The 26,531-nt window shown below is 56.9% G+C and carries 28 protein-coding genes; 10 read left to right on the top strand and 18 right to left on the bottom strand.

Annotation, left to right across the window (positions count from 1 at the left end):
• The first annotated feature begins 1 nt into the window (after position 1).
• Positions 2-679: an SDR family NAD(P)-dependent oxidoreductase gene (locus CWR52_RS01165; protein WP_104948571.1), complete on the top strand. Its 678-nt coding sequence runs from the start codon at positions 2-4 to the stop codon at positions 677-679.
• Here CWR52_RS01165 and CWR52_RS01170 read toward each other — a convergent pair.
• Entirely contained in the window at positions 676-1,467 is a 792-nt protein-coding gene (locus CWR52_RS01170) for a PhzF family phenazine biosynthesis protein (protein ID WP_104948572.1), read from the bottom strand. The two genes, CWR52_RS01165 and CWR52_RS01170, sit on opposite strands and share 4 nt — an antisense overlap.
• 27 nt (positions 1,468-1,494) lie before the next feature.
• The gene (locus CWR52_RS01175) at positions 1,495-2,283 is read right to left on the bottom strand and encodes a PhzF family phenazine biosynthesis protein (protein ID WP_104948573.1); all 789 of its coding nucleotides are present in this window, start codon (positions 2,281-2,283) and stop codon (positions 1,495-1,497) included.
• Between the two features lie 177 nt (positions 2,284-2,460).
• Here CWR52_RS01175 and CWR52_RS01180 point away from each other — a divergent pair, with 177 nt between their 5' ends.
• Positions 2,461-3,657, top strand: coding sequence for a sugar transporter (locus CWR52_RS01180; RefSeq protein WP_104948574.1), 1,197 nt, complete (start codon positions 2,461-2,463; stop codon positions 3,655-3,657).
• 93 nt (positions 3,658-3,750) lie between these two features.
• Here CWR52_RS01180 and CWR52_RS01190 read toward each other — a convergent pair whose 3' ends face one another.
• Positions 3,751-4,416, bottom strand: coding sequence for a MarC family NAAT transporter (locus CWR52_RS01190; RefSeq protein ID WP_032651801.1), 666 nt, complete (start codon positions 4,414-4,416; stop codon positions 3,751-3,753).
• Between the two features lie 255 nt (positions 4,417-4,671).
• Between CWR52_RS01190 and marR the strand changes: the two genes are divergently transcribed.
• Genes marR through marB form a run of 3 tightly spaced genes read left to right on the top strand, consistent with a single transcriptional unit; the run spans position 4,672 to position 5,760 of the window.
• Positions 4,672-5,106: a multiple antibiotic resistance transcriptional regulator MarR gene (gene marR / locus CWR52_RS01195; RefSeq protein ID WP_008502236.1), complete on the top strand. Its 435-nt coding sequence runs from the start codon at positions 4,672-4,674 to the stop codon at positions 5,104-5,106.
• A 21-nt stretch (positions 5,107-5,127) separates the two neighbouring features.
• Positions 5,128-5,508 carry an MDR efflux pump AcrAB transcriptional activator MarA gene (gene marA / locus CWR52_RS01200; RefSeq protein WP_008502237.1) on the top strand — a complete coding sequence of 127 codons (381 nt, stop codon included), beginning with the start codon at positions 5,128-5,130 and terminating at the stop codon, positions 5,506-5,508.
• A 33-nt stretch (positions 5,509-5,541) separates the two neighbouring features.
• Positions 5,542-5,760: a multiple antibiotic resistance protein MarB gene (gene marB / locus CWR52_RS01205; protein ID WP_104948575.1), complete on the top strand. Its 219-nt coding sequence runs from the start codon at positions 5,542-5,544 to the stop codon at positions 5,758-5,760.
• 32 nt (positions 5,761-5,792) lie between these two features.
• On the opposite strand, the gene eamA is transcribed toward marB, so the two are convergent.
• Positions 5,793-6,698, bottom strand: coding sequence for an O-acetylserine/cysteine exporter (gene eamA, locus CWR52_RS01210; RefSeq protein ID WP_021242508.1), 906 nt, complete (start codon positions 6,696-6,698; stop codon positions 5,793-5,795).
• Between the two features lie 194 nt (positions 6,699-6,892).
• Here eamA and ydeE point away from each other — a divergent pair, with 194 nt between their 5' ends.
• Positions 6,893-8,110 (top strand): efflux MFS transporter YdeE, encoded by a 1,218-nt coding sequence (gene ydeE / locus CWR52_RS01215; RefSeq protein ID WP_104948576.1) that lies wholly within the window; start codon positions 6,893-6,895, stop codon positions 8,108-8,110.
• A 43-nt stretch (positions 8,111-8,153) separates the two neighbouring features.
• Here ydeE and zinT read toward each other — a convergent pair whose 3' ends face one another.
• The 8 genes from zinT to CWR52_RS01255 all read right to left on the bottom strand — a co-directional run bounded on the left by zinT (position 8,154) and on the right by CWR52_RS01255 (position 16,173).
• Entirely contained in the window at positions 8,154-8,795 is a 642-nt protein-coding gene (zinT, locus tag CWR52_RS01220) for a metal-binding protein ZinT (RefSeq protein ID WP_104948577.1), read from the bottom strand.
• A 52-nt stretch (positions 8,796-8,847) separates the two neighbouring features.
• On the bottom strand, positions 8,848-9,546 hold the full coding sequence (gene urtE / locus CWR52_RS01225) for an urea ABC transporter ATP-binding subunit UrtE (protein WP_104948578.1): 699 nt from the start codon (positions 9,544-9,546) through the stop codon (positions 8,848-8,850).
• A 9-nt stretch (positions 9,547-9,555) separates the two neighbouring features.
• Positions 9,556-10,353 carry an urea ABC transporter ATP-binding protein UrtD gene (gene urtD, locus CWR52_RS01230; RefSeq protein ID WP_104948579.1) on the bottom strand — a complete coding sequence of 266 codons (798 nt, stop codon included), beginning with the start codon at positions 10,351-10,353 and terminating at the stop codon, positions 9,556-9,558.
• Complete coding sequence (gene urtC, locus CWR52_RS01235) at positions 10,353-11,426, bottom strand: urea ABC transporter permease subunit UrtC (RefSeq protein WP_104948580.1); 1,074 nt, start codon at positions 11,424-11,426, stop codon at positions 10,353-10,355. Before urtC ends, urtD begins: the two co-directional genes overlap by 1 nt.
• Positions 11,426-13,000: an urea ABC transporter permease subunit UrtB gene (urtB, locus tag CWR52_RS01240; RefSeq protein ID WP_104948581.1), complete on the bottom strand. Its 1,575-nt coding sequence runs from the start codon at positions 12,998-13,000 to the stop codon at positions 11,426-11,428. The genes urtC and urtB overlap by 1 nt, the downstream gene beginning before the upstream one ends.
• A 24-nt stretch (positions 13,001-13,024) precedes the next feature.
• On the bottom strand, positions 13,025-14,296 hold the full coding sequence (gene urtA / locus CWR52_RS01245) for an urea ABC transporter substrate-binding protein (protein ID WP_023618714.1): 1,272 nt from the start codon (positions 14,294-14,296) through the stop codon (positions 13,025-13,027).
• A gap of 203 nt (positions 14,297-14,499) precedes the next feature.
• Positions 14,500-15,603 carry a cobalamin-independent methionine synthase II family protein gene (locus tag CWR52_RS01250; protein WP_104948582.1) on the bottom strand — a complete coding sequence of 368 codons (1,104 nt, stop codon included), beginning with the start codon at positions 15,601-15,603 and terminating at the stop codon, positions 14,500-14,502.
• Between the two features lie 156 nt (positions 15,604-15,759).
• A complete protein-coding gene (locus tag CWR52_RS01255; RefSeq protein ID WP_008502248.1) occupies positions 15,760-16,173 on the bottom strand; it encodes a rhodanese-like domain-containing protein in 414 nt (137 codons plus the stop codon).
• A gap of 73 nt (positions 16,174-16,246) precedes the next feature.
• Here CWR52_RS01255 and ftrA point away from each other — a divergent pair, with 73 nt between their 5' ends.
• On the top strand, positions 16,247-17,254 hold the full coding sequence (ftrA, locus tag CWR52_RS01260; RefSeq protein ID WP_104948583.1) for a transcriptional regulator FtrA: 1,008 nt from the start codon (positions 16,247-16,249) through the stop codon (positions 17,252-17,254).
• Positions 17,255-17,409: 155 nt separating this feature from the next.
• On the opposite strand, the gene CWR52_RS01265 is transcribed toward ftrA, so the two are convergent.
• Positions 17,410-17,772, bottom strand: a complete 363-nt coding sequence (locus tag CWR52_RS01265; protein ID WP_104948584.1) for a hypothetical protein — start codon at positions 17,770-17,772, stop codon at positions 17,410-17,412.
• 243 nt (positions 17,773-18,015) lie between these two features.
• Here CWR52_RS01265 and CWR52_RS01270 point away from each other — a divergent pair, with 243 nt between their 5' ends.
• A complete protein-coding gene (locus CWR52_RS01270; protein WP_045910627.1) occupies positions 18,016-18,246 on the top strand; it encodes a DUF2554 family protein in 231 nt (76 codons plus the stop codon).
• On the opposite strand, the gene CWR52_RS01275 is transcribed toward CWR52_RS01270, so the two are convergent.
• Complete coding sequence (locus CWR52_RS01275; protein WP_023618976.1) at positions 18,247-20,211, bottom strand: peptidase U32 family protein; 1,965 nt, start codon at positions 20,209-20,211, stop codon at positions 18,247-18,249.
• A gap of 80 nt (positions 20,212-20,291) precedes the next feature.
• On the bottom strand, positions 20,292-20,819 hold the full coding sequence (locus CWR52_RS01280; RefSeq protein WP_104948585.1) for a helix-turn-helix domain-containing protein: 528 nt from the start codon (positions 20,817-20,819) through the stop codon (positions 20,292-20,294).
• Between the two features lie 92 nt (positions 20,820-20,911).
• Between CWR52_RS01280 and CWR52_RS01285 the strand changes: the two genes are divergently transcribed.
• Complete coding sequence (locus CWR52_RS01285; protein WP_104948586.1) at positions 20,912-22,078, top strand: benzoate/H(+) symporter BenE family transporter; 1,167 nt, start codon at positions 20,912-20,914, stop codon at positions 22,076-22,078.
• Here the strand turns inward: CWR52_RS01285 and CWR52_RS01290 are convergent.
• On the bottom strand, positions 22,058-22,930 hold the full coding sequence (locus CWR52_RS01290; protein ID WP_045910521.1) for a helix-turn-helix transcriptional regulator: 873 nt from the start codon (positions 22,928-22,930) through the stop codon (positions 22,058-22,060). The two genes, CWR52_RS01285 and CWR52_RS01290, sit on opposite strands and share 21 nt — an antisense overlap.
• Positions 22,931-23,102: 172 nt before the next feature.
• On the opposite strand from CWR52_RS01290, the gene CWR52_RS01295 reads away from it, so the two are divergent.
• The gene (locus CWR52_RS01295; protein ID WP_008502257.1) at positions 23,103-23,999 is read left to right on the top strand and encodes a DMT family transporter; all 897 of its coding nucleotides are present in this window, start codon (positions 23,103-23,105) and stop codon (positions 23,997-23,999) included.
• Between the two features lie 34 nt (positions 24,000-24,033).
• Here CWR52_RS01295 and CWR52_RS01300 read toward each other — a convergent pair whose 3' ends face one another.
• Complete coding sequence (locus CWR52_RS01300) at positions 24,034-24,708, bottom strand: DUF3313 domain-containing protein (protein WP_008502258.1); 675 nt, start codon at positions 24,706-24,708, stop codon at positions 24,034-24,036.
• Between the two features lie 135 nt (positions 24,709-24,843).
• Positions 24,844-26,439 (bottom strand): ABC transporter substrate-binding protein, encoded by a 1,596-nt coding sequence (locus tag CWR52_RS01305; protein WP_104948587.1) that lies wholly within the window; start codon positions 26,437-26,439, stop codon positions 24,844-24,846.
• Positions 26,440-26,531 lie beyond the last annotated feature (92 nt).

Consider the following 26,531-nt stretch of genomic DNA (forward strand, 5'->3'; position numbering starts at 1 on the left):
CATGCGTCACGCCGTCGTCACCGGGGCCAGCTCCGGAATTGGTGAGGCCATCGTCAAGCGTTTACTGGCGGAAGGCTGGCAGGTCACCGGGCTCAGCCGCCGGGCAGTGATGCTGAATGCCCCTGGCTTCACGAGCCTGCGCGTGGATATCAGCGATCCTGCTGCGCTGTGCAGCGCCCTGCAAACCATCGCGACGCCCCAGGCGGTGATCCATGCTGCAGGGATGATGGCCGCTGCGCCCCTGGGCCAGCTCGAAAGCGATGTGAGCACCTCACTGTGGCAACTCCACGTCCGGGCCTGTGAGGCGTTGTTTAACCATTTTGCGCCCGCAATGGCCGCAGGTGGACGGTTTGTGGCGATTGGCAGCAGAACCTCTCGCGGTGCAGCAGGACGATCGCAGTACGTTTCCACCAAAGCAGCAATGGTAGGGATGGTCAGAAGCTGGGCGGCGGAGCTGGCCCCGCGCGGGATCACCGCTAACGTGGTCGCGCCAGGGGCTACCCAAACGCCGATGCTCAGCGCACCGGGGAGAGAAACCTCGCCGCCGAAGTGTCCGCCAATCGGACGTCTGATCGCCCCAGAGGAGGTGGCGGGACTGGTGAATTTCTTACTTAGCAATGAAGCCGCCGCTATCACCGGTCAGGAGATGGTGATATGCGGCGGCGCCTCACTCGGCTAGCGCAGGAAAACACGCCCTTTCAGATACAGGGTGGCCTGACCGCCGATCAGTACGCGGTCGCCCTTCAATTCGCAGCGCAGATCCCCGCCACGGTGTGACACCTGGCGGGCATTGAGTGACGTTTTACCCAGCTTTTCGCTCCAGTAAGGGATCAGCATGCTGTGGGCGGATCCGGTGACCGGATCTTCCGGCACCCCTTCGCCCGGGCAGAAGAAGCGGCTGACGAAGTCATATTCTTCTCCCGGCGCCGTCACGCAGACCATTTTATCCAGCGGAAGCATGGCCCCAATATCCGGCGTTAACGCTTCCACCTGCTGCTGGCTCTCCAGCACTACCAGGTAATCACGTCCAACGCGCACCTCTTTTGCCTCCGTGATGCCCAGCGCGCTAAACAGCAGCGCAGGTGGGTTCTCGACCACCTCCGTTGACCACGCGGGGAAGTTCAGCGTCAGCCAGTCACCGCTGCGTTTAACCGTCAGCTCGCCCACGAAGCGCGTGGTGAAGGTGATTTCAGTGTGCGGATAGTCAAGGTATTCGAAAATAACGTGCGATGCGGCAAGCGTGGCATGGCCGCACAGATTAATTTCATCCAGCGTGGTAAACCAGCGCAGCTCAAACCCACCGTCGGTACGGACGAAAAAGGCGGTCTCAGACTGGTTATGCTGCTGCGCCATTTTGAGCAGCGTCTCGTCCGGCAGCCACGCTTCCAGAGGACAGACCGCTGCCGCGTTGCCGCCAAAGGTTTTGTCGCTGAAGGCATCCACCAGATAAAAATCAATTTCCTGCATTGTCTCTTCCTCTCTTGTTATGGGTATTTAGCGCAGAAAAACTGTGCCTTTCAGATAAAGTGAAGCCTGTCCGCTCATGAGCACGCGCGAGCCTTTCAGTTCACAGCGCACGTCGCCGCCGCGCGCGGAAACCTGACGGGCAAGCATGGCTGTTTTCCCCAATTTTTCGCTCCACCAGGGAATTAGCATGGTGTGCGCGGAGCCGGTGACCGGATCTTCCGGTAAGGAAACGCCGGGGGAGAAAAAGCGGCTGACAAAATCGTATTCCCCCTCACCGCGCGCCGTCACGCTCACCTTATGCTCGCCTGGCGTCATCGCCGAAAAGTGTGGCGCGAGGGCCTCGACCTGCTGGCGATTTTCCAGCACGATCAGCCAGGCGCGCCCTTTCCGGGCTTCAACGTAGCGGCTGATACCCAGCGCCGAAAGCATTTCCGGCGGGGGCGTCTCTTCATGGGTTGGACATGCCGGGAAGTCCAGCGTCATCCAGTCCCTCTCCCGGGTGACCGTCAGGCGGCCAGAGGCGGTATCAAAGTGGATCCGCGCGTCCGGATAGTCCAGTTCGGTAAACAGAACGTGCGCCGCCGCCAGCGTAGCGTGACCGCAGAGATTGACTTCACTAAGCGTGGTAAACCAGCGTAGCTCAATGCCCCCTTTGCTGCAGACGAAAAACGCCGTTTCCGACTGATTATGCTGCTGCGCCATCTTCAGCAAGATCTCATCGGGTAACCATGCTTTCAGCGGGCACACGGCGGCCGGATTACCGCCAAACGTGGTATCGCTGAACGCATCGACCAGATAAAAATCAATCTCCTGCATTGTCTTACCGCCTGTTTTTATTGTGTTGTTCTTTTATATTCAATGAAAACAGCGTCCCCGGCTACCGCTTTCATAAGGTAAATATTGAGATCTGCGTCACATAATGGTTGAGTTTACGCCGTTCGACGTTTTAAGATCGTCTCCTCTTCTTTTCAGCAACGAATCTCAGACATCCCTATGACAACGAACACAGTTTCCCGCAGGGTCGCGTGGCTACGCGTGGTCACGCTGGCAGTTGCCGCGTTTATTTTTAATACCACAGAATTTGTGCCGGTTGGGCTGTTGTCTGACATTGCTGACAGTTTCCAGATGGAAACGGCGCAGGTGGGCATTATGTTGACCATCTACGCCTGGGTGGTGGCGCTGATGTCTTTGCCGTTTATGCTGCTGACCAGCCAGATGGAGCGGCGCAGGCTGCTGATCGGTCTGTTTGTCTTGTTCATTGCGAGCCACGTGCTGTCGTTTATGGCGTGGAATTTTACGGTGCTGGTCATGAGCCGAATCGGCATCGCCTTTGCCCATGCGGTGTTCTGGTCGATTACCGCGTCGCTGGCGATTCGCCTGGCGCCGGCAGGTAAACGCGCCCAGGCGCTGAGCCTGATTGCTACCGGTACCGCACTGGCGATGGTGCTGGGGCTGCCGATTGGCCGCATCGTGGGGCAATACTTCGGCTGGCGCACGACCTTCTTCGCCATCGGTATGGGTGCGCTGGCGACGCTGGTATGCCTGATTAAACTGCTGCCCGCGCTGCCAAGCGAACATTCCGGCTCGCTGAAAAGCCTGCCGCTGCTGATGCGTCGCCCTGCGCTGCTGAGCATCTACCTGCTGACCGCCATCGTCGTGACGGCACACTACACGGCGTACAGCTATATTGAACCGTTTGTACAGGTGGTGGCGGGCTTTAGCGCCAACTTTGCCACCGTCTTACTGCTGATCCTCGGCGGCGCGGGCATTATCGGCAGCGTGCTGTTTGGCAAGCTGGGTAACCGGCACGCCTCCTTGCTGGTGAGCAGCGCCATCGGCCTGCTGCTGGCCTGTCTGCTGTTGCTGATGCCTGCCGCAGGCAGTGAAAGCCATCTGGCGGTCCTCAGCCTGTTCTGGGGCGTGGCGATCATGATTATTGGCCTGGGCATGCAGGTGAAGGTGCTGGCCCTGGCGCCGGATGCGACGGACGTCGCCATGTCGCTGTTCTCGGGAATTTTCAATCTGGGGATTGGCGCGGGTGCGCTGGTGGGAAACCAGGTCATACTGCACGTGTCGATGTCGGCCATTGGCTACCTGGGTGCCATTCCGGCCCTGGTGGCGCTGATCTGGTCGGTACTCATCTTCCGTAAGTGGCCGGTGGCGCTGGAGGAACAGGGGCAGCACGGGTGAGGGTTGTTGGTGCCGGGTGGCGGCTTCGCCTTACCCGGCCTACGTTATTACGATTTGTAGGCCGGGTAAGCGCAGCGCCACCCGGCAATGAACTTAATGATAGGTCTTAATAATCTCCAGCACGCCGTTAATAATAAACTGCACGCCCATACAGACCAGTAAGAAGCCCATCAGACGGGAAATTGCCTCGATACCGCCCTTGCCTACCCAGCGCATGATGGCGCCGGAGCTGCGCAGCGACACCCACACGATAAGACCGATAATCGCAAAAATCAGCGGCGGTGCCACCGTCAGTACCCAGTCCGGGAAAGTTGCGCTGTCACGCACCGTTGACGCGGAGCTGATGATCATCGCGATAGTCCCCGGCCCCGCCGTGCTCGGCATGGCAATCGGCACAAAGGCGATATTCGCACTCGGTTCGGTTTCCAGCTCTTCCGATTTGCTGGTCGCTTCCGGCGACTCATGCGCTTTTTGCGCCGGGAACAACATGCGGAAACCAATAAAGGCCACAATCAGCCCCCCGGCGATACGCAGACCCGGGATGGAAATCCCGAAGGTATTCATCACCACCTGTCCGGCGTAATAAGCCACCATCATGATGGCAAACACATACACCGAGGCCATCATCGACTGATGGTTGCGCTCTGCGCTGTTCATGTTCCCTGCCAGCCCGAGGAAAAGCGCCACCGTCGTTAACGGGTTAGCCAACGGCAGCAAGACCACCAGCCCAAGGCTGATTGCTTTAATTAAATCCAACATAGTGCGTTGTCGTCCTTATCCATATTTAACACAGCAATTATAGGGGGAAAGTGTGACATTCAGCCATGGGCGCAACGTAACGATTATTTTCCTTCAGAAAAGATAACTGTCAGTTATCTCTATGATTTGAAAGACCTCAAAAAAAGTTCATGAAACGTTTTAGCAATTCGTGGCATCGGCTGATTCATTCAGTTGACTTATACTTGCCTGAGCAATAATATCTGCCGTGACTAATTACTTGCCAGGGCAACCATTGTGAAAAGCACCAGTGATATCTTTAACGACGTTGTTCCGCTGGGTCGTCTTATTCATATGGTCAATCAGAAAAAAGATCGCCTGCTCAATGACTATCTGTCACCGCTGGATATCACCGCAACACAGTTCAAAGTGCTGTGTTCCATTCGCTGCGAAGTGTGTATCACGCCGGTTGAGCTGAAAAAGGTGCTCTCTGTCGATCTGGGTGCGTTAACCCGCATGCTCGATCGTCTCGTCTGCAAAGGATGGATAGAACGAAGCCCTAACCCGAATGACAAACGCGGCGTACTGGTGAAGCTGACCAGCGATGGCGCGGCCATGTGCGAGCAATGTCATCAATTAGTAGGACAAACACTGCATCAGGAACTAACAAAAAACTTAACGGCAGATGAAGTGGCAACCCTTGAGCTTCTGCTGAAGAAAATCCTGCCGTAAACAGAAAAAAGAGGTATGACGATGTCCAGACGCAATACTGACGCTATCACCATTCATAGCATTTTGGACTGGATCGAGGATAACCTGGAATCGCCGCTCTCCCTTGAAAAAGTGTCAGAGCGTTCGGGTTACTCCAAATGGCACCTGCAACGGATGTTCAAAAAAGAGACCGGTCATTCATTAGGTCAATATATTCGCAGCCGCAAGCTGACGGAAATTGCCCAGAAACTGAAAGAAAGCAATGAGCCGATCCTTTATCTGGCGGAGCGTTACGGATTTGAATCGCAGCAAACCCTGACGCGTACGTTCAAGAACTATTTTGACGTGCCGCCTCATAAGTACCGAATCACCAGCGTGCCGGGCGAATCCCGATACCTGTATCCGTTAAAACACTGCAGTTAATCATCGCCTGTAACAGACGTAACCGAGGAAATCATGAAAGTTATCGCCTCCGCCGCCCTCGCCTTGCTGGTGTTGTTCTCCAGCCAGACCTTCGCGGAGCAAACCCCAGGTGCAACGCAGCAAAATAATCCTGATACGATGATTTTGCCGTCAGCACATGACCAGTCGCCTTATGATTTCAACCACATGGGTGCTGGTAGCGACAAATCCGACGAATTAGGCGTGCCTTATTATAATCAGCACGGCCTCTGATTCGTTTTTGCCCCGCAGATGCGGGGCTTTTTTTATGCCTTTTCGCTTACCCGCGTCGTCCGACGCACCCGCAGACCAAACACGTTAATGTACAGCCCGGCCATGATCAGCACGGCGCCCAACAGCTGCAGCGCGCTCAGCGTTTCATCCAGCAATATCGCCGCACTGGCAAGCCCTACCACCGGCACCAGCAGAGATAACGGCGCGACTCGCCAGGTTTCATACCGCCCCAGCAGCGATCCCCAGATTCCGTAGCCCACAATGGTGGCGACAAAGGCCAGATAGACGAGAGACAGGATCGTAGTCATATCAATGTCGACCAGACTGTTTAGCATCACCGCCGGACCGTCCAGAATACTCGACGCCAGCAGAAACGGAATAACCGGGATCAGTGCGCTCCACACCACCAGCGACATCACCGCCGGGCGCGCCTCATGCTGCATAATCAGCTTGTTGAAGATATTCCCGCAGGCCCAGCTCAGCCCCGCCGCCAGCGTCAACATAAACCCGAGCAGCGCCACATGCTGACCATTCAGGCTGGCCTCGATCAGCACCAGCACGCCAAATACCGCCAGGGTTATCCCCGCCAGCTGTTTGCCCTGCAGACGCTCGCCAAACACGAACGCCCCGAGAATAATGGTAAAGAACGCCTGCGCCTGTAACACCAGCGAGGCAAGACCCGCCGGCATACCGAACTTGATGGCGCAAAAGAGAAACGCGAACTGGCCAAAGCTAATGGTCAGTCCGTAGCCCAGCAGCAGTTTAAAGGGGATCTTTGGACGTGCCACAAAGAAGATGGCCGGGAAAGCGACCAGCATAAAGCGTAAACCGGCCAGCATCAGCGGCGGCATGTTATGCAGCCCCAGCTTAATGACCACAAAATTGAGCCCCCATACTACGACCACCAGCAATGCCAGCAGCCCGTCTTTCCGCGTCATATCCCGCCCCTGAATTATTAATAATTTGTTAACACTTCAAGGTAACAGAAAAAAGTACGTCACGAGAAGATCATTATTTCTGGCAGGCAGCTGAAGCACTTAGGGATAAATCAGGTGCTATACAAGCCCCTTATGTCATGGTAATCCTGTTAACACACATCTAATAAAAGCATAAGCAACTGTCGGGCAGGAATATGAAACCATCTCTCAGGCGCTCAACCGCAGCGCTGCTGGCATCGTCATTGTTGTTAACCATCGGTAGAGGGGCAACGCTGCCGTTCATGACCATCTATCTCACGCGCGTCTACAGCATGAGCGTCGAGAATATTGGTTATGCCCTGACCGTGGCGCTGACCATTGGCGTGGTATTCAGCCTGGGATTTGGCATTCTGGCCGATAAGTTTGATAAAAAACGCTACATGCTGATCGCGATTGTGGCGTTTATCGCCGGCTTTATGGCGATCCCGCTGGTCAATAACGTCACGCTGGTGGTGCTGTTCTTTGCGCTGATCAACTGTGCCTACTCCGTCTTTTCGACGGTGCTGAAAGCCTGGTTCTCCGACGTACTGACCTCCAGCCAGAAGGCGCGGGTCTTCTCGCTGAACTACAGCTTCCTGAACATTGGCTGGACGGTCGGCCCGCCGATTGGCACCCTGCTGGTGATGTACAGCCTGCAGCTGCCGTTCTGGCTGGCAGCCTTCTGTGCCGCCCTGCCGCTGGGCTTTATCCATTTCTTTGTGCAAAAAAGCGTGGCGTTAGATACCGCAGAGGAGAAGACGCCCTGGCAGCCGTCGGTCTTACTGAAAGACCGTGCGCTGTTCTGGTACACGCTCTCTGGCCTGCTGGCGTCCTACGTGGGTGGGTCGTTCGCGAGCTGTATTTCACAATACGTTCTGGCCGCGCATGCGGACAGTGATTTCGCCGAAAAGGTGGTGGCCGTGGTGCTCCCGGTCAACGCCGCCGTGGTGGTGACGCTGCAATATGCGCTGGGCCGCAAAATCTCAGCCAGCAATATCCGCCCGCTGATGACCCTCGCCACCCTGTTTTTTATCGTGGGACTGGGCGGCTTTATGCTCTCCGGCGAAAATCTGGTTCACTGGGGCATCGCTGCCGCCATTTTCACGCTGGGTGAGATTATCTATGCGCCAGGTGAATACATGCTGATCGACAACATTGCGCCACCGGGCATGAAGGCGAGCTATTTCTCCGCGCAGGCGCTGGGCTGGCTCGGCGCGGCGGCAAACCCGATGATCACCGGTATCATCCTGACTAACCTGCCGCACTGGTCGCTGTTTGTGATTATGATGGCCGCGATTATTGTGGCGTGGCTGATGATTTTGCGCGGGATGAGCGTGAAAAGTGAAGATAGCGTGTCGGGTGGCGCTGCGCTTACCCGACCTACAAAGCCCTAATCGTAGGACGGGTAAGGCGACGCCGCCACCCGGCAATAAAGCATCAGTGGTGCAACATCTCCTCCACCACCTGCTCTTTATACATCTCGTTCGGGTAATAGGTCGGCCAGTTGTCCATCTCTTTCAGCAGCGCCTCCTGAGACGTGTTGCCCATGAAGATATGGAAGTGAGACGAGGCCTTCGGCGCGATGGTGTGGTCGCTGAACTGCACAAACTTCGGTGCCTTGCTAGCGGCGTCCTTACACTCAAACAGGTAGCGAACGCCTTTTTTACCCGACGCGTAGGTCAGAATTTTGTAGCCGCTGTAATCATACTGACAGCGGCTTACCGCTTTGCCCTGATGGAATTCCATCACGTTATTTTCGATGCCGATGGCATCCACATCCGTCGCATATCCCGTGCGGTAGTAGGCTTTCACCTCATCAAAGGATTTGCTTTTATCCTTCTGCGCTTTCTGTTTAAAGACCGGATCCAGCGAACCATCGAGCAGGAACGGATAGACCGACTGCCAGGTGCCGTCCCAGTCAGACAGCGCTCTGTCCTTCACGTCTTTATCCTCAAACACGCCGTTCGCCGCCTTCTGTTCCGCTTCGGTCATCTGATGGCCGTGCGAGTGAGCAAACAGCTGGCCGCTGACCAGCAGCGCCCCCAGAGTCATGGCAAATTTTCCAATATGTGCAGCCAAAGTAACGCCCTCATTCCGTTTTATAAGAATGAGGATGTTATATTATAACATTTCAAATCGCAACCAGGCCGCGCACGCCCTCCTGCTCCATATTTTCGCCCCGCCCGCGCTGAATAATGGTGCCGCGGGACATCAGCAGATAGCTGTCGGCCAGCTCGGCGGCAAAGTCGTAAAACTGCTCCACCAGCAGGATCGCCATGTCACCTCTGTTTGCCAGGGTGCGGATCACGTGGCCGATCTCTTTAATAACGGAAGGCTGTATGCCTTCGGTCGGTTCATCCAGGATCAGCAGCTGCGGACGGCTCGACAGCGCGCGCCCAATCGCCAGCTGCTGCTGCTGCCCGCCGGAGAGATCGCCCCCGCGACGATGCTTCATCTCTTTGAGCACCGGGAACAGCTGCCAGATCTCCTCCGGCACCTGCTTCGCCTCGCGGGCAGAAAATCGCGACAGTCCCATCTGGAGGTTCTCCTCCACGGTCAGGCGCGGGAAAATCTCCCGTCCCTGCGGGACATACGCCACACCAGACTGCACCCGCTGGTGCGGTTTACTGTGGGTGATCGTTTTTCCCTGCCAGATGACCTCCCCGGTTTTCGCCGGGATCAGCCCCATCAGACACTTTAGCAGCGTGGTTTTCCCCACGCCGTTGCGACCCAGCAGACAGGTGACTTCGCCGGTGACGGCCTCAAAGCTCACGCCGCGCAGGATATGGCTGCCGCCGTAATACTGATTCAGTTCGTTGACCTGTAACATTCCCTCTCCTTAACGTCCCAGATAGACCTCAATCACCTGCTCGTTGGCCTGAACTTCGCGAAGCGACCCTTCCGCCAGCACCCGCCCCTGATGCAGCACGGTCACATGGTCGGCGATGGTTTCAACAAAGCCCATATCGTGCTCCACCACCATCAGGGAGTGTTTGCCCGCCAGCGTTTTGAACAGCTCGGCGGTGTATTCCGTTTCCGCATCGGTCATCCCGGCGGCGGGTTCATCCAGCAGCAGCAGGTGTGGGTCCTGCACCAGCAGCATGCCGATCTCCAGAAACTGCTTTTGTCCGTGGGAAAGCAGCCCGGCGCGGCGATCGCGCTCGACGGTCAGCCGGAGTAAAACCAGCATCTCGTCGATCCGGTCGCGCTGCTCGCCGCTGAGCGTTGCCCGCAGGCTGGCCCAGACCGATTTATCCGTTTTCATCGCGATCTCCAGGTTTTCCCACACCGTCAGCGCCTCAAACACCGTGGGCTTCTGGAATTTACGCCCGATGCCCCGGCGGGCAATGGCCGCAGGCTCCAGCGCGGTCAGGTCGATGGACTGATCGTAAATCGCCCTGCCGCTCTTTGGCCGCGTTTTGCCGGTGATGACGTCCATCAGCGTGGTTTTACCGGCCCCGTTGGGACCGATCACGCAGCGCAGCTCGCCCACGCCGATATTCAGCGAGAGATCGGTCAGGGCCTGAAAGCCATCAAAATTGACGTTAATCGCCTCAAGCTGCAGGACCGGGTCGGTCTGCTCGCGGTAACGATCGCCGGGTAGCTGGCGGGTGAATAACCCTTCGGCTGGCTGCATTATTTTTCTCCCTTACGAAACAGTCCGTAGACGCCGCGCGGTAAAAACAGCGTAACGGCGATAAAAATCAGCCCCAGAAACAGCTGCCAGTATTCCGGCATCGCGACGGTGAAGAAACTTTTCGCCCCGTTCACCAGCGCCGCGCCAATCACCGGCCCCACCAGCGTGCCGCGCCCACCCAGCGCCACCCAGATGGCGGCCTCTATCGAGTTTGTCGGCGACATTTCGCCCGGGTTGATAATGCCCACCTGCGGCACATAGAGCGCCCCCGCCAGACCGCACAGTACGGCAGAGAGCGTCCACACCAGCAGCTTGAACCCGCGCGGATCGTAGCCGCAAAACGTCAGGCGGTTTTCGGCGTCGCGAACGGCGGTCAGAATGCGGCCAAACTTGCTCTTCGCCAGCGCAAACCCTGTGCCCAGTGCCAGGAGCAGCAACAGCACGGTGGCCAGAAACAGCGCGATACGGGTCGTCGTTTCCGTTACTGAAAACCCGAGCAGCGTGGTGAAGCCGGTAAAGCCGTTATTGCCGCCAAAGCCGGTTTCGTTGCGAAAGAACAGCAGCATCCCGGCATAGGTCAGCGCCTGGGTCATAATCGAGAAATAGACCCCTTTGATCTTCGAGCGGAAGGCAAACCAGCCAAATACCAGCGCCAGCAGCCCCGGCACCAGCACAATCAGCACCAGCGCCCAGGCAAAATGCTGGGTGCCCCACCAGAACCACGGCAGTTCGCTCCAGGAGAGAAACGACATAAACGCAGGCAGACCGTCACCTGCAGCCTGGCGCATCAGGTACATGCCCATCGCGTAGCCGCCCAGCGCGAAGAAGATCCCGTGCCCAAGCGACAGCATACCGGCATAGCCCCACACCAGATCCAGCGCCACCGCAACGATGGCATAGCAGAGGATCTTGCCAATCAGCGTCAGCATCCAGGTCGACAGCGCCAGCGGATGCGTCGCAGGCAGTAAGGCGAAAAACGGCAATATCAGCAGACACACCACCAGCAGGCTGCCTGCAAGTTTCGTTGTGCGTGGCGCTTTGCGCGCCAGCGTTAAGGTCAGCGGCTGGCTCATCAGTCAATTACCCTCCCTTTCAGCGCAAACAGTCCCTGAGGGCGTTTCTGAATAAACAGCACGATCGCCACCAGAATCACGATTTTGCCCAACACCGCCCCCATCTGCGGTTCAAGGATTTTATTAACGATCCCCAGACCAAACGCCGCGGCCACGCTGCCTGCCAGCTGGCCTACGCCTCCGAGCACCACCACAAGGAAGGAGTCGATAATATAGCCCTGTCCCAGCTCCGGTCCGACGTTACCGAGCTGCGATAACGCCACGCCGCCTAACCCCGCAATCCCGGAGCCAAGCCCAAACGCCAGCATATCGACGCGCCCTGTCGGTACCCCGCAGCAGGCGGCCATGCTGCGGTTTTGCGTCACCGCCCGCACGTTGAGCCCCAGACGGGTTTTATTCAGAATGAGCCAGGTGAAGAACAACACCAGCAGCACGAAGCCCAGCACCACAATGCGGTTCCACGGCAGCGTCAGGTTGGCAAAAACCTGCACCCCGCCGGAGAGCCATGCCGGGTTCGCCACCTCGAGGTTCTGGGCGCCAAAGGTCATGCGCACCAGCTGGATAAGCATCAGGCTGATGCCCCACGTCGCCAGCAGCGTTTCCAGCGGACGACCGTACAAATGACGGATCACCGTGCGCTCCAGCACCATTCCGATGCCCGCCGTCAGGCAGAACGCGACCGGCAAGGCGATAACGGGATAGAGCGCCAGCCACTGGGGCGCTAGCCCGGCCATCGCCTGCTGCACCATCCATGTGGCATATGCCCCCAGCATCAGCATCTCGCCGTGGGCCATGTTAATCACGCCCAGCAGGCCGTAGGTGATAGCCAGCCCCAGCGCGGCCAGCAGCAGTACCGATCCGAGGGACAGCCCCATAAACGCCTGGCCCAGCAGATCGCCCCACATCAGTCGGTGCTGGATCTGGCTAAGACTCTCTTCTGCGGCCGCGCGAACGCCGCTATCCGGCTCCGTCTGTGGCTGGGTAAACGGGGTGAGTCTGGACTGTACGTCCGGATCGTCGGACTGGCCTAACAACGCCACGGCCTTGCGGCGCACCTCGGCCTGCGGGCTTGCCAGCTGGAGATTCGCGACCGCCAGCAGCAGCGCCTGACGCGCCACGGCATCCGTTTCATCGCTCACTCTGTTTTCCAGAAAAGCGAGCATATCGGGCCGGGCATCGCGCTGCAGCTGACGCGCCGCCGCCCGCCTTTCGGTGACACTGTCACTCACCAGCTGATGCGTGGCGATGGCGGTCGCGGCCAGCACGCGCAGCCGGTTCGTCAGTCGAACGGCTTTGGTTGGGCCCTCTGCCGTCTGACTTTCCCCCAGCGGGATGACGTTGCCATCGCGTTGTGCAAAGGCGTGCTTTTGCGTATCGACGTAGAGGTTTTCTTTTTGCAGCGCCTCAAGGAGCGGCAGTCTTGACGCATCCGGCCCGGCGGCCCACTGCGTCAACAAATCCGCCTGCTGGCTGCGGCTGGCGGCAACAAAACGATCGGCATCCGATGCCTGCACCATCCCTGGCAGCAGTCCGGAAAGCCATACAAGAGCGATGAACAGGCGCATGGCGTTCATGACGTTTCTCCCTGCGGTGATGGCTTAGTTGCTGGCGGTTTTCATCGGCTGGTCGGGTTTTTTATCATTCCCGGCGATGAACGGACTCCACGGCTGGGCGCGTACCGGCTGTTCGGTCTGCCACACCACGTTAAACTGACCGTTGCCTTCGATTTCACCGATCATGACCGGCTTATGCAGATGATGGTTGGTGGCATCCATGGTGAGCGTAAAGCCTGACGGCGCCTTAAAGGACTGACCGGCCATCGCCGCACGCACTTTATCCACATCGGTAGTGCCTGCTTTTTCCACCGCCTGCGCCCACATATGAATCCCCACGTAAGTCGCTTCCATCGGGTCGTTGGTCACCACGGTGTCGGCGTTCGGCAGCTTGTGCGCCTTCGCATAGGCTTTGTAATCCGCCACGAACGCCTGGTTAGTCGGATTATCGACGGACTCAAAGTAGTTCCACGCCGCCAGGTTACCCACCAGCGGTTTGGTGTCGATCCCGCGCAGTTCTTCTTCACCGACAGAGAAGGCCACCACCGGCACGTCGGTCGCTTTCAGCCCCTGGTTAGCCAGCTCTTTGTAGAACGGTACGTTGGAGTCGCCGTTGATGGTCGACACCACGGCGGTTTTGCCGCCCGCAGAGAATTTTTTAATGTTGGCGACGATGGTCTGGTAGTCGCTATGACCAAACGGGGTATACACCTCTTCAATATCCTTATCCTCCACCCCTTTCGAATGCAGGAACGCGCGCAGGATCTTGTTGGTGGTGCGCGGATAGACGTAATCGGTTCCCAGCAGGAAGAAGCGTTTCGCCGCGCCGCCGTCTTCGCTCATCAGGTACTCCACCGCCGGGATCGCCTGCTGGTTCGGCGCCGCGCCGGTATAGAAGACGTTTGGCGACATCTCTTCGCCTTCATATTGCACCGGATAGAACAGCAGGCCGTTCAGCTCCTCGAAAACCGGCAGTACGGATTTTCGCGAAACCGAGGTCCAGCAGCCGAATACCACCGCCACTTTATCCTGGCTCAGCAGCTGACGGGCCTTCTCGGCAAACAGCGGCCAGTTTGAGGCCGGATCCACCACCACCGGCTCCAGTTTCTTACCCAGCACGCCGCCTTTGGCGTTGATTTCATCAATCGTCATCAGGGCGACATCCTTCAGCGGGGTTTCGGAGATAGCCATCGTGCCGGAAAGAGAATGCATGATCCCCACTTTGATGGTATCGGCCGCCTGCGCGCCAAAACTCATCCCCATCGCCACGACGGACGCAGACAACGCGAAGGCTTTTAGTAAAGTACGACGGTGCATATTTTCACTCCTGAAAAAGAACGCTCTGCGAAAACGTCCGTTACGGCGTGGACGCGGAAATAAATGTGTCAGCGAAGCAGGAGCAAAAAGAATGCCAGAATGGAGATAGCGCTATTTCTGGGAGGGGAACGCCGGATGTAAAGAGAACGTCTCACAATGGCACAGCGCTGCACTTTTATAATGCAGCGCTGAGGAGGACGATTTTACCAGACTTCGCTGGCGATCTGCGTGACCAGACGGACTTTGTCCCACTGCTGGGTTTCGCTCAGGCTATTGCCCTCTTCGGTAGAGGCAAAGCCGCACTGCGGGCTAAGGCAAATTTGCTCTTTCGCCACATATTTCGCCGCCTCTTCCAGACGGGCTTTAATCCCCTCCGGGTTCTCCAGCTCGCCGTTTTTCGTGGTAATCAGACCCAGCACCACCTGCTGCTTGCCCGGGCGGACAAAGCGCAATGGCGCAAAATCCCCGCTGCGGTCGTTATCATATTCGAGGAAGAAGGCGTCAACGTTGACGGTTCCGAACAGCACTTCCGCTACCGGCTCGTAGCCGCCCTCGGAAATCCAGGTGGAGCGGAAATTGCCGCGACAGACGTGCAGCCCGATGGTCAGGTCGTCCGGTTTGCCCTCCAGCGCCTTGTTCAGCACGCGGGCATAGATGCGCGCCAGCTCATCGGCGTCGTCGCCGCGCTCGCGGATCTGACGACGCTGATCGTCCGAGCAGAGATAGGCCCAGACGGTGTCATCCAGCTGCAGATAACGGCAGCCCGCATCGTAGAAGGCCCGAATGGCGTCGCGCCAGGTGGTGGCCAGATCGTCAAAATAGACGTTCAGGTCCGGATAGACGGTCGCATCAATGTCTTTGCGACCGCCGCGGAAATGGAGCACGCTCGGGCTGGGAATGGTCATTTTCGGCTGGGCGTTCCCGCTGATGCTTTTCAGATAGCGAAAGTCTTCCAGCATCGGATGCTCGCCAAAGCCCAGCTTGCCGGTGACGCGCACGCCGTGGGCTTTGGTTTGCACGCCGTTAAACTGGATGCCCTGCTGCGAATCGTAACGCTCAACGCCCTGAAGACCGTCGAAGAAGTCGAAGTGCCACCAGGCACGACGAAACTCACCGTCGGTCACCACATGCAGGCCGCACGCACACTGCTGCTCGACGACGTGGCGAATGGCCTCGTCCTCCACCGCGCGAAGCTTCCCGGCATCAATCTCACCGCTGGCAAATTTCAGGCGAGCCTGCTTGATGGCATCCGGGCGTAAAAAACTGCCGACTACATCGGCGCGGAACGGGGCGTGGTGTCGTTGCATGGAAATCTCCTCAGTCTGCCGGCAATAATTGCCCACAGTGATAATTCATCATTTGAATCTTTAGACTTCTGGATGTCTAAATGTCCAAAAACAATGTCATACCTCACCGGTGCCGGCAAACGAGAAAATTTCACGGGTGTTGAAAAAAATTCATCTTCACAGCGCGGCCACGGACGCCTCGCTGGCAAACGCGTAGCGTTCATCTTCCCAGCCGGTGATCCCACCGAGCATGATTTTGACCGGCAGCCCGAGACGCGCCAGCTTTAGCGCGGCTCTGTCCGCGCCGTTACAGTGCGGCCCTGCGCAGTAGACGACGAACAGCGTTCCTTCAGGCCATTGTGCCATGCGCTCAGCGGTCATCTGGCTCCATGGCATATGCAGAGCGCCCGGCACATGGCGACGGGCAAACTGCTCCGGGCTTCCCACAACGTGCAGCAAAACAAAGTCCTGCTCATTATGCGTGATGGCATGATGCACATCGGCGCAGTCGGTTTCGACGCTCAGTCGGCGCAGGAAATGGGTAACGGCTTCCTGCGGCTCGGCAGCCGGAAATTCAGTAACATAGCTCATGATCCTTCCTCATTTTTGGCGTTTGTGTTAACACTACTCTATCCACAAATTCAGCCCGTGAATGCGCTCGCTTATGCCAGAAAACAGCAAAAAGATGACAACGTTAAGACAGATTGCCCGCCCGAAGGTGGTGGTGCTGGCGTATGACGGTCTGTGTACCTTTGAGTTTGGGGTGGCGGTGGAAATCTTCGGCCTGCCGCGCCCCGAGCTGGGCGACGACTGGTATCGTTTTGCCGTGGCAAGCGTTGACAGCGGTGAGCTTCGGGCGACAGGCGGGATCCGTATCATTACCGATGGCGATCTCTCCCTGCTTGAGTCTGCCGATCTGATCGTGGTGCCGGGCTGGCGGGGGCTGGACTCGCCGGTTCCGGACGCGCTCTGCAACGCATTACGTCAGGCCAGCGCGCGAGGCTGTCAGTTGCTCTCAATCTGCTCGGGCGTATTTGTGCTGGCCGCCTCGGGGCTGCTGAACGGACGTAAAGCCACGACGCACTGGCGCTACATTGAGACGCTAAAAACTCGCTTCCCTGACATCGACGTGGTCGAGGATGTGCTCTACCAGGATGAAGGCGATATACTGACTTCCGCAGGCAGCGCGGCGGGGATCGATCTCTGCCTTCACGTTGTACGAAGAGATTATGGGATGGAAACCGCCAACAGCGTGGCGCGTCGGCTGGTCATTCCCCCTCACCGGGATGGCTCTCAGCCGCAACAGCTGAGTCGCCCGGTGGCGCAGCTGCGTGAGAGCCAGCGCCTGGGTCAGCTGTTTGATTTTCTGCACACGCATCTTACCGAGCCGCACAGCGTCGACTCGCTGGCGCGTCGTGTCGGTATGAGTCAGCGCACGTTTCTGCGTCGCTTCGAAGCGGCAACGGGAACGACGCCTGCTCGCTGGCTGCTTAATGAACGCCTTCTGAGAGTAAAAGATTATCTGGAGAGCAGCCGTTTAAGCATCGACAGCATCGCGGAACAGACCGGGTTTGGTCAGGCGTCGACGCTGCGTCATCATTTTCGTCAGCAGTTTGCGCTTTCCCCAGCTCAGTATCGCAAACAATTTTCACGTTCTGATACTGCCCGCTAGCGGCAAAAGCGCAAAAAAAACCGCCATTATCTGGCGGTAAATGCTTGCATGGATAGATTTGTATTTTGGTCTCTACGTCCCCGACGCTCCATGGTCGGGCAGCGGATCTCGTACAAACTAACACCGGCTGTCTCAACGAAAGCTAAACAGCCTGATTAACTCGCGCTGGTGTTGATTTGCAAATAGCGCATCAGACCCTGCTCAGCGCTCTGCCTGGCATCATCGTTCAGGGCCTCGAGATAAAACGATCGCGATACGCCATAGGGAGCCTTTTCAGAGGGATATACCGCAAACTGAAATGTTTTTCCCCGTGCCGGATGGGTGCAGTCTAATTCCCAGCGCTGTTCATTTACTCTTTTACTATTGCAGGCTACGCGTCCATAGTCGCTGGTTAAATAGGAACCAACGCGAACTTCAGCGGACTGAATATATTCTGGTTCGTCATTACCGATATAGCGAAATCCTGCGGTAGCCCCAACGGCAGCCACGAGGAGCGCAAGTGCGATTATTTTTTTCATTTATTTAGACTCATTCCTTAGCCAGAGAACCTCTATTATATAGGATTATCCTTAAAGTAAATGTCTGTTTCCGTACCAGAACAGGTAGTTTACAACGCGCAATTCGTATTTAGGATATTTCTTAAGAAGAATTCAGATCCTACAGTATTTGACACTTTCTTTGCCGTACTTTGAATTATTGAATAATAACGAGAAGAAATAATCGGCATGCTTATTCCCGCATTGTTATTCAGCGGTGAAACCATGGTGAAAAAAGGGTTATCTCTCGTCATGCTTATTTGTGCCCTCTTTTCAGGCCAGCTGATGGCCGGGCACAAAGGACATGAATATCTGTGGGTAAAGAATGTGGAGCATCAACTGCGTCATGAAGCCGACAGCGATGAATTGCGAAGCGCTGCGGAGGAGTCGGCGGAGGGTTTGCGCGAACACCACCTGTGGCAGAAATCGCGCAAACCGGACACGCACGTTCGGTAGTTAGCTGCCCTTGCGTTTTGGCAGGGTTTTCATCAGATCGTCCGGGCTGACGGACGCCACAATACTGCCGGGCTGCGGCATTTTGAAGATGTGGTTTTTCATCTTGCCAATCACATGCATTTCGCAAGGACGGCAGTCAAATTTAAGGGTCAGCACTTCGTCACCGTTTACGAGCTGCATAGGGGTAGCCTTCCAGCTCTTAATGTTGCCTTTTGCCTGCTTAGGACACAGGTTAAACGCGAAACGGAGGCAGTGCTTGGTGATCATCACCGGCACATCGCCCTTCTCCTCATGCGCTTCATAGGCCGCGTCGATCAGCTGCACGCCGTGGCGATGATAGAATTCACGTGCTTTATGGTTATAGACGTTGGCCAGGAAGGATAAATGCGTATCCGGGTAGACGGGCGCAGGAACGGCTTCCGCTTTACGGCTAGCGCGCGGGTAGTTCGCCAGGCGCGCGTCATCCAGCATCTCTGCCGTTTCACGGCGGAACTGGTTAAGCAGGCTGTTCGGCACGAACAGCGCGTCCGGCAGATTGACCTCAACGTTGCGGGCGTAGTAAATCGTCTGCCCCAGCTTCGCGACGCCATCCTTCAGGCTGTTGAGCGCTTTCTCTGCGTTGTTTGCCACCTCGAACAGGCCATCAAGCGTATGCGTCACGCTGATGCCGTCTTCACAGGTCATGGTCAGAATCAGCTGCTCTTCCCAGCCGCCCAGTTCAATATCCACCGCGATACGACGTTCGCTGGAGGTTTTCAGCAGCGCCTGCTGCCAGTTATGATCGAGGTTACGGTTGAGCGCCGCGTTCGGCCGCGCCTTGTAGAGATCGGCCGGCATTTCATTCGGCCATACGCGGTAGCGGTTCTCACCGGTTTTCTCGACCGTGTTGGCGCGGAAGCCCACGACCTCACGCTTAATCATCACGTTGAGGCCATCGCCGTTCGCCAGCGGTTCCGTCACCGCAACATCAAGGTGATCTTTCGCCACTTTCAGCACTTCACCCACTGGCAAACCGATAAACTTCGGTGAGTCAAACGCGCCGATATCCCCTTTACGGGCATTCACAAAATAGTCCGTGCTGCCGCGGTGGAACGTTTTGTCCGTCGACGGAATAAAGAAATGCTCGGTACGACCGGCCGACGCGCGCGCCAGGTCACCGCGATCCTCAATAATGGCATCCAGCATCTGGCGATAGTGCGCGGTGATGTTCTTCACGTAGCTCATATCTTTATAGCGCCCTTCAATCTTGAAGGAACGCACGCCCGCGTCGATCAGCGCGCCCAGGTTGGCGGTCTGATCGTTATCCTTCATCGAGAGCAGGTGTTTTTCAAACGCCACGACGCGGCCCTGATCGTCTTTCAGGGTGTACGGCAGACGGCAGGCCTGAGAGCAGTCGCCGCGGTTGGCGCTGCGGCCCGTCTGCGCGTGGGAAATGTTGCACTGGCCGGAATAGGCGACGCACAGCGCGCCGTGGATAAAGAATTCAATCGTCGCGTCTGTCGCCTGGTGAATATCGCGGATTTGATTCAGGTTCAGCTCGCGGGCCAGGACGATCTGCGAAAAGCCGACGTCAGAGAGAAACTTCGCCTTCTCGACCGTTCGGATATCACACTGGGTACTGGCATGCAGTTCAATGGGCGGAATATCCAGCTCAAGCACGCCCATATCCTGAACAATCAGGGCATCCACCCCGGCCTGATAGAGATCGGTAATCAGACGTTGCGCAGGCTCCAGCTCATCATCATGAAGAATGGTGTTCAGGGTCACGAACACTTTCGCCCCGAAACGGTGGGCGAACGGCACCAGTTCAGCAATATCGCTCAGGCTGTTGCTGGCGTTATGGCGGGCACCGAAGCCAGGACCACCAATGTAGACGGCATCTGCGCCATGAAGGATCGCTTCACGGGCAATGGCGGCGTCACGGGCCGGGCTTAAAAGTTCAAGATGATGGGATTGCAGGCGCATACTTCGTCGTTATCCGTTATGGTCAAAATGGCGGCTATTGTAGTCAGAAGTCTGCGTCAGCGAAACAGTTTTGCGTAGCCTCAGCGGGGATAATGAATCAGGGAGTGAAAATGCACCGTCCGGTCGCTGCTGTTGCGGTAGGCATGCGGTTTATCGCCGGCGAAGCGGACGCCCGAATCGGCAGAAATCGTCTGCCACTTGCCCTCGAGCTTCATCTCCAGCTCGCCGCTGACCACCACCACATGTTCAATCACTCCGGCCTCATGCGGCGTGGATTCACTCAGCGCGCCGGGGGCCAGGGTAATGGAGAAATAATCAAACCGGAGCGCCTCGTCCCACGGAAAGAGCGGCTTGACGACCATCGCCTGCTGCTGGGGGTCAAATACCGCCTGCTGGTCCGCCTCCGGCGTGATGAAGGCGGAAAACGGCACGTTCAGTCCTGTGGCAATTTTCCACAGCGTCGACACCGTGGGGCTGGATTCATTGCGCTCGATTTGTCCGAGCATGGCCTTTGACACGCCGGTCTCGTCCGCGAGCTTCGACAAACTCCAGCCGCGCGCCTGGCGCAGCGTTTTCAATGTGGTTGCAAGATGTCGTGTGATGTCCATGTTTCCTCCTGGTGACGACCAGCATACCACTTGTACGCTATAGCGCACAGTGCTACCTTACTTCGGACGTTATAACGCACAACGGAGTTTTCATGCGCCCTTCCTCTCACCTTGTTCCAGTCGCACTGGCTGGATTTGTCGCCGTGCTGGTCGGTTACGCCAGCTCGGCAGCCATCATCTGGCAGGCCGCCGCCGCGGCAGGCGCCAGTGCGCAGCAGATTGCGGGCTGGATGACCGCGCTGGGGATTGGGATGGGCATCAGCACGCTGGTGCTTTCCTGGTGGTACAAAGCGCCCGTGCTGACCGCCTGGTCAACGCCCGGCGCGGCGCTGCTCGCCACCAGCCTGCACGGCGTCACATTAGCGGAAACCATCGGCGTGTTCATCTTTGCCAACGCGCTTATTTTGCTCTGCGGCGTTACCGGGCTTTTCGCCCGTCTGATGAAGCTGATCCCCCATTCGCTTGCTGCCGCCATGCTGGCGGGAGTATTGCTGCAGTTTGGCCTCCACGCTTTTGCGCATCTCGAAGGGCACTTTCTGCTGTGCGGCAGCATGATTGCGGCGTGGCTGATCGCAAAAGCGCTGGCGCCGCGCTATGCCATCGTCGTTACGCTGCTGGTCGGCGGTATTGTGGCCTGGGCGGGAGGTGACGTTGTCACCGATAAGCTCACGCTTTCTCTGGTGATGCCTGAGTTTATTGCGCCCGCCTTCACCTTCACGAGCCTGGTGAGTATTGGCTTGCCCTTCTTCCTCGTGACCATGGCCTCGCAAAATGCGCCGGGGTTCGCCACGATGAAAGCCTCCGGTTACCCGCTGGCGGTCTCACCGCTCATTATCGTTACGGGGGGAATGGCGCTGCTGTTTTCTCCGTTTGGCGTCTTTTCAATCTGCATTGCGGCCATTACCGCCGCCATTTGCCAAAGCCCGGATGCACACCCGGATGCGGGTAAACGCTGGCTGGCGGCCATCGCTGCGGGAGGGTTTTATCTGCTGGCGGGAATTTTCGGTGGCTCCATTACCGGGCTGATGGCCGCGCTGCCGCTCAGCTGGATCCAGACGCTCGCCGGTCTGGCACTGCTGGGCACCATCAGCGGGAGTTTATATCAGGCGCTAAGTCACGAAGCGGAGCGCGACGCGGCTATCGTCACATTTCTGATGACCGCAAGCGGCGTGACAATCCTGGGCATCGGTTCGGCATTCTGGGGACTGGTGCTGGGCGGAGTATGCTACGCCCTGTTTTCACGCGCTCGCCGCGCGTAGCTGCGAAGGCGTCATGCCCGTCGCGCTGCGAAAGCGGTTGCTGAAGTGGCTGGCGGAGTTAAACCCGCAGGCAAGCGCGATCTCCGTTAGCGGCGTCGTCGTATGCTGGACAAGGGCTTTCGCTTTATCCATTCGCCTCTGCATCACATACTGATGCGGCGCCAGCCCCGTCGACTGGCGGAACATGCGAGCAAAATGGTATTCGCTGAGGGCAGCCTGCGCCGCCAGTTCGGCCAGCGTCAGGGGCTGCCCGAGATTCTCTTCGATAAAGGCGAGGACGTTGCGCAGCACAAACGGCGACAACCCTCCCGTGACAACCGGCAGCTTCCACTGCACGTTTGAGTAGTTTTGCAGCAGATGGGTCAGCAGCAGCGTGGAGGCCGTGCTCAGAGTGAGCTGGTTGGCGTGCTGCTGCCAGTCACAGCCCAGTAAAAACTGGCGATACAGCGTGGTGATCTTCGGATCGCTGCCAAAAATACGTTCGTCCAGGGTCAGCGAAAGCGGTCGCTTGTCCCAGATTTTTTCCCCCACGTCGCGCAGGTGTTCATCGGTGCAGTAGAGATGCACAAACGACAGGTCATCACGGATGTCCCACGTCGATTCGCTCTCTTTGGGCATCAGGCAGAAACGGTCCGGCCCCCCACCGTTCTTCCAGCCGCCCGGCGTTTTTTGATAGCTTTCGTAGCCGTCCGCCACGTACAGGCTGAGGGTATGATGGTTGCTTTTAACGGTTATCGTGTCGTGCTTGTTGTACCACGCTGCCAGCTGAATACCCGAATTCAGCGAGACGGTTTCCCGCAGGACTGCATTCTGTTGGCAAAGCGTTTCAAAGGTATCGTAAGCGTGAGACATAACCGTTAGCGCATGAATGATCGGAATATCAGTCTAAGAAGAGTTGTCCCCCGTTGCCAGTCCCCGCGGAAGAAAAAGCGCAAGATTTTGCAAGTCACCCGCAAGCAGGTAAAAGCCCGTTACGCAGTTCAGCGCCATACTGCGGGCTTCCGCGGTTTGAGAAGAGACAACTATGAACGCATTATTATATGGACTCGTGGTCATTATCTGGGGAACCACCTGGATTGCGATTTTCCTGCAGCAGGGCCCCGTCGCGGCGCCGGTGTCGATTTTCTGGCGCTTCGCCGTCGCCAGCCTCACCATGATGGTGGTGTTACTCGCCCTGCGTCGCCTGCGCACGCTGGCGCTTCGGGATCATCTTTTTTGCCTGCTTCAGGGATGCTGCGTTTTCTGCTTTAACTTCTGGTGTTTTTACACGGCAGCGGCACATATCAATACCGGGCTGGAGTCGGTGATCTTCTCCATGGCCGTGCTCTATAACGCCATTAACAGCTTTATTTTCTTCGGACAGCGCCCGCCCGCGCGTTTCTGGACGGCGGCGGCACTGGGGCTGGTTGGTATCGTCACCCTCTTCTGGGACGATTTGCTGGCCAGCGGCTGGAGCGCGTCACTCCTGACCGGCATTGGGCTTTCCGCGCTCGGTACCTACGGCTTCTCGCTGGGCAATATGATCAGCATGCGCCATCAGCGCAGAGGCCTGGAAACCATGACCACCAACGCCTGGGCGATGCTCTATGGCACGCTGGTGATGGGATGCATTGCGCTGTTCAGAGGCGATAGCTTTGTGCCGGAATGGACGGTGAGCTATCTCGGCGCGCTGGTGTATCTGGCCCTGTTTGGCTCGGTGATTGCTTTTGGTGCCTACTTCACGCTGGTGGGACGTATTGGCCCGGGCAAAGCGGCCTACAGCACGCTGCTCTTTCCGCTGGTGGCGCTCTCCATCTCCACGGTATATGAAGGCTACGTCTGGCATGTCAACGGTATCGTGGGATTAGTGCTGATCCTGGGAGGAAATATGGTGATGTTTACCAAACCGGAAACCTGGTTCAGACGCTTACGGATGGCGTAAATAAAACGGCCTGCATTACGCAGGCCGTTTTATTTTATTTTGCGGTTTTTTTCACATCAAACATGGTGGCGTCCGTCGCCATGTCATCAACAACCTGCTTCAGCGTCGCAAAGGTCATTGGTGTGTTTTCGTTATTCAGCTCTTTACCTTCGCCTTTACGCACCACCTTCATAACCGGTTTGTTGGTGGCCGCATCGATCAGCTCGCCTTCAAAGAAGAGATGCGTATCCATGGTGCGGTGTCCGGTTGCCATCTGCGTACCGGCAACCACCAGCGCAACAGGCACCACTTCATAGAACTGCAGCCCCTCTTTCTGCGAACTCACCCCGGTAATCGCGCCGCGGAAAATCAGGCTATGTTTACCCGGCGTGGTCACAACCGGCTTACGCGTACCAATCGCCGTTTTCATTTTGTTATTGGTGTAATTCAACAACTCATCAAGCGTTTTTTGACCAATTTGCGTGGTCGGTTTTGGCGTTGGGTAATAGGTAATCGGTGTCCAGAGAATACTGTCGTAGTTGGCTTCATTATAAGAAGGGTCAACCCAACGCAGCGTTGGTTTACCCGTCGCAGACGTTGTTTGCTGCAAGCCTGAGTAGTCTTTTAAAAAGCCGGAGTATTGTTCTGGAGCGGCGACTTTTGAAGAACAACCCGCCAACGCCAACAGACCAGTAAGCACTGCAACTTTAAAAAAAGTTTGAGTACGCATGATAGTTTTCCATGTTATCTGCAAGTATGCATTTGAAGTTATAGCAAAATACTGGCGGGTTTGTTGTGACAAAAAATGATGCGGTGAGCACAAATTGCAAAAAGATTGCCCGGACGCATGCCGGGCAGTGAGAAATTACTGATTTATATCCACTTGCCAGAACAGATGTTTGCCAAACGGGTCGATTTCATAGCCCTTCACCTCCTTGCGTACCGGTTCGAAAATCGTTGAATGCGCAATCATCACCGCGGGCATCTGGTCATGCATCATCTGCTGCGCCTCTTTATACAGCGCCACGCGTTTATCATGATCGGTTATCGATTTCGCTTCGGCGATGATGCTATCAAAGGGCTTGTAGCACCATTTCGCCGAATTTGACCCGCCGTTCGCCGAGGTGCAGGTAAAGAGCGGGCCGAAGAAGTTGTCCGGATCGCCGGTGGCCGTCGTCCAGCCCATCAGCGCGGCCTGATGCTCTCCGCCCTTCACGCGTTTCAGATACTCGCCCCATTCGTAGGTAACGATTTTGGTCTGCACGCCAATTTTCGCCCAGTCCGCCTGAATCATCTCCGCCATGCGTTTCGCATTCGGGTTATAGGGACGCTGGACCGGCATCGCCCATAAATCGATGCTGACGCCATTGGCAAACCCGGCCTCTTTCAGCAGCACTTTGGCTTTTTCAGGATCGTAGTCGTAATCCTTAAGCTCGCTGTCGGCACTCCAGACACCCGGCGGCAGCAGATTCTTCGCCACGGTGCCGGTACCGTGGAACACCGCATCAATAATGGCCGGTTTGTTAATGGCCATCGCCAGCGCCTGACGGACCTTCACGTTATCCAGCGGCGGCTTCTGCGTATTGAATGCCAGGAAGCCGGTATTCAGTCCGGCTTTGCTCATCAGGTTGATATCTTTGTTGGCCTTCATGCGCGGCAGATCGGCCGGGTTCGGGAACGGCATCACCTGACATTCGTTCTTCTCAATTTTGGCAAAACGCACGGAGGCATCCGGGGTGATACTGAACACCAGCCTGTCCAGCTTCGATTTCCCCTGCCAGTAGTCGGCAAACGCCGTGAACAGGATCCGGGAATCCTTCTGATACTGCGCCAGCTTAAACGGCCCGGTTCCGATGGGCTCCATATCCACCTTCTCCGGCGTGCCCGCTTTCAGCATCGCGTCGGCATACTCCGCAGAAAGGATCGAGGCAAAATACCAGGCCAGATCGGCGACAAACGGCGCTTCCGGGTGCGCCAGGGTAAAGCGCACGGTGTGGTCATCGACCTTATCAATGGCGGTTATCAGGCTGCCGAACTCCAGACTTTCGAAGTTGGAATAGCTGCCGTTAGAGACGTTGTGGTAGGGATGATTCACGTCTTTTTGCCGCATAAACGAGAAGATCACGTCATCGGCGTTAAAGTCGCGGGTCGGCGTGAAGGATTTATTGCTCTGGAACTTCACGCCCTTGCGCAGATGGAAGGTGTAAACCTTGCCGTCGTCGCTCACCTCCCAGCGCTCCGCCAGGCTCGGCACCAGCTCCGTGGTGCCGGGTTTGAAATCGACCAGACGGTTATAGACCGGCACGGCGCTGGCGTCGACGCTGGTTCCCGAGGTGTAAAGCTGAGGGTTAAAGTTTTCCGGCGATCCTTCGGAGCAATACACCAGCGTTTTCGCGGCGACAGCGGAACTGACCGTGAGTGCCGCGAGCGCCAGCGTGAAAGTTGTGAGTTTGCTTGTCATCATTTATTCCTGTCTTTTTAATTCGACGGCTAATTAATTCTTTTGCCATTTCATAAATAACATTAAAGTGATGTGGCAAACACCTGAAAAAT

This window comes from Enterobacter sp. SGAir0187, from assembly GCF_002952735.2.
Lineage (GTDB): Bacteria > Pseudomonadota > Gammaproteobacteria > Enterobacterales > Enterobacteriaceae > Enterobacter > Enterobacter quasiroggenkampii.

Coding starts and splice junctions, on each gene's coding strand:
- CWR52_RS01175 (WP_104948573.1), bottom strand. CDS start 2,283: ATGCAGGAGATTGATTTTTATCTGGTCGATGCGTTCAGCGATACCACG.
- CWR52_RS01290 (WP_045910521.1), bottom strand. CDS start 22,930: ATGTCTCACGCTTACGATACCTTTGAAACGCTTTGCCAACAGAATGCA.
- urtE (WP_104948578.1), bottom strand. CDS start 9,546: ATGTTACAGGTCAACGAACTGAATCAGTATTACGGCGGCAGCCATATC.
- CWR52_RS01190 (WP_032651801.1), bottom strand. CDS start 4,416: ATGTTGGATTTAATTAAAGCAATCAGCCTTGGGCTGGTGGTCTTGCTG.
- CWR52_RS01170 (WP_104948572.1), bottom strand. CDS start 1,467: ATGCAGGAAATTGATTTTTATCTGGTGGATGCCTTCAGCGACAAAACC.
- urtC (WP_104948580.1), bottom strand. CDS start 11,426: ATGAGCCAGCCGCTGACCTTAACGCTGGCGCGCAAAGCGCCACGCACA.
- urtB (WP_104948581.1), bottom strand. CDS start 13,000: ATGAACGCCATGCGCCTGTTCATCGCTCTTGTATGGCTTTCCGGACTG.
- marA (WP_008502237.1), top strand. CDS start 5,128: ATGTCCAGACGCAATACTGACGCTATCACCATTCATAGCATTTTGGAC.
- CWR52_RS01285 (WP_104948586.1), top strand. CDS start 20,912: ATGCGCCCTTCCTCTCACCTTGTTCCAGTCGCACTGGCTGGATTTGTC.
- CWR52_RS01305 (WP_104948587.1), bottom strand. CDS start 26,439: ATGACAAGCAAACTCACAACTTTCACGCTGGCGCTCGCGGCACTCACG.
- CWR52_RS01275 (WP_023618976.1), bottom strand. CDS start 20,211: ATGCGCCTGCAATCCCATCATCTTGAACTTTTAAGCCCGGCCCGTGAC.
- ftrA (WP_104948583.1), top strand. CDS start 16,247: ATGCCAGAAAACAGCAAAAAGATGACAACGTTAAGACAGATTGCCCGC.
- ydeE (WP_104948576.1), top strand. CDS start 6,893: ATGAAACCATCTCTCAGGCGCTCAACCGCAGCGCTGCTGGCATCGTCA.
- CWR52_RS01280 (WP_104948585.1), bottom strand. CDS start 20,819: ATGGACATCACACGACATCTTGCAACCACATTGAAAACGCTGCGCCAG.
- CWR52_RS01255 (WP_008502248.1), bottom strand. CDS start 16,173: ATGAGCTATGTTACTGAATTTCCGGCTGCCGAGCCGCAGGAAGCCGTT.
- urtA (WP_023618714.1), bottom strand. CDS start 14,296: ATGCACCGTCGTACTTTACTAAAAGCCTTCGCGTTGTCTGCGTCCGTC.
- marB (WP_104948575.1), top strand. CDS start 5,542: ATGAAAGTTATCGCCTCCGCCGCCCTCGCCTTGCTGGTGTTGTTCTCC.
- CWR52_RS01270 (WP_045910627.1), top strand. CDS start 18,016: ATGGTGAAAAAAGGGTTATCTCTCGTCATGCTTATTTGTGCCCTCTTT.
- CWR52_RS01180 (WP_104948574.1), top strand. CDS start 2,461: ATGACAACGAACACAGTTTCCCGCAGGGTCGCGTGGCTACGCGTGGTC.
- CWR52_RS01165 (WP_104948571.1), top strand. CDS start 2: ATGCGTCACGCCGTCGTCACCGGGGCCAGCTCCGGAATTGGTGAGGCC.
- eamA (WP_021242508.1), bottom strand. CDS start 6,698: ATGACGCGGAAAGACGGGCTGCTGGCATTGCTGGTGGTCGTAGTATGG.
- CWR52_RS01300 (WP_008502258.1), bottom strand. CDS start 24,708: ATGCGTACTCAAACTTTTTTTAAAGTTGCAGTGCTTACTGGTCTGTTG.
- urtD (WP_104948579.1), bottom strand. CDS start 10,353: ATGCAGCCAGCCGAAGGGTTATTCACCCGCCAGCTACCCGGCGATCGT.
- CWR52_RS01250 (WP_104948582.1), bottom strand. CDS start 15,603: ATGCAACGACACCACGCCCCGTTCCGCGCCGATGTAGTCGGCAGTTTT.
- CWR52_RS01265 (WP_104948584.1), bottom strand. CDS start 17,772: ATGAAAAAAATAATCGCACTTGCGCTCCTCGTGGCTGCCGTTGGGGCT.
- CWR52_RS01295 (WP_008502257.1), top strand. CDS start 23,103: ATGAACGCATTATTATATGGACTCGTGGTCATTATCTGGGGAACCACC.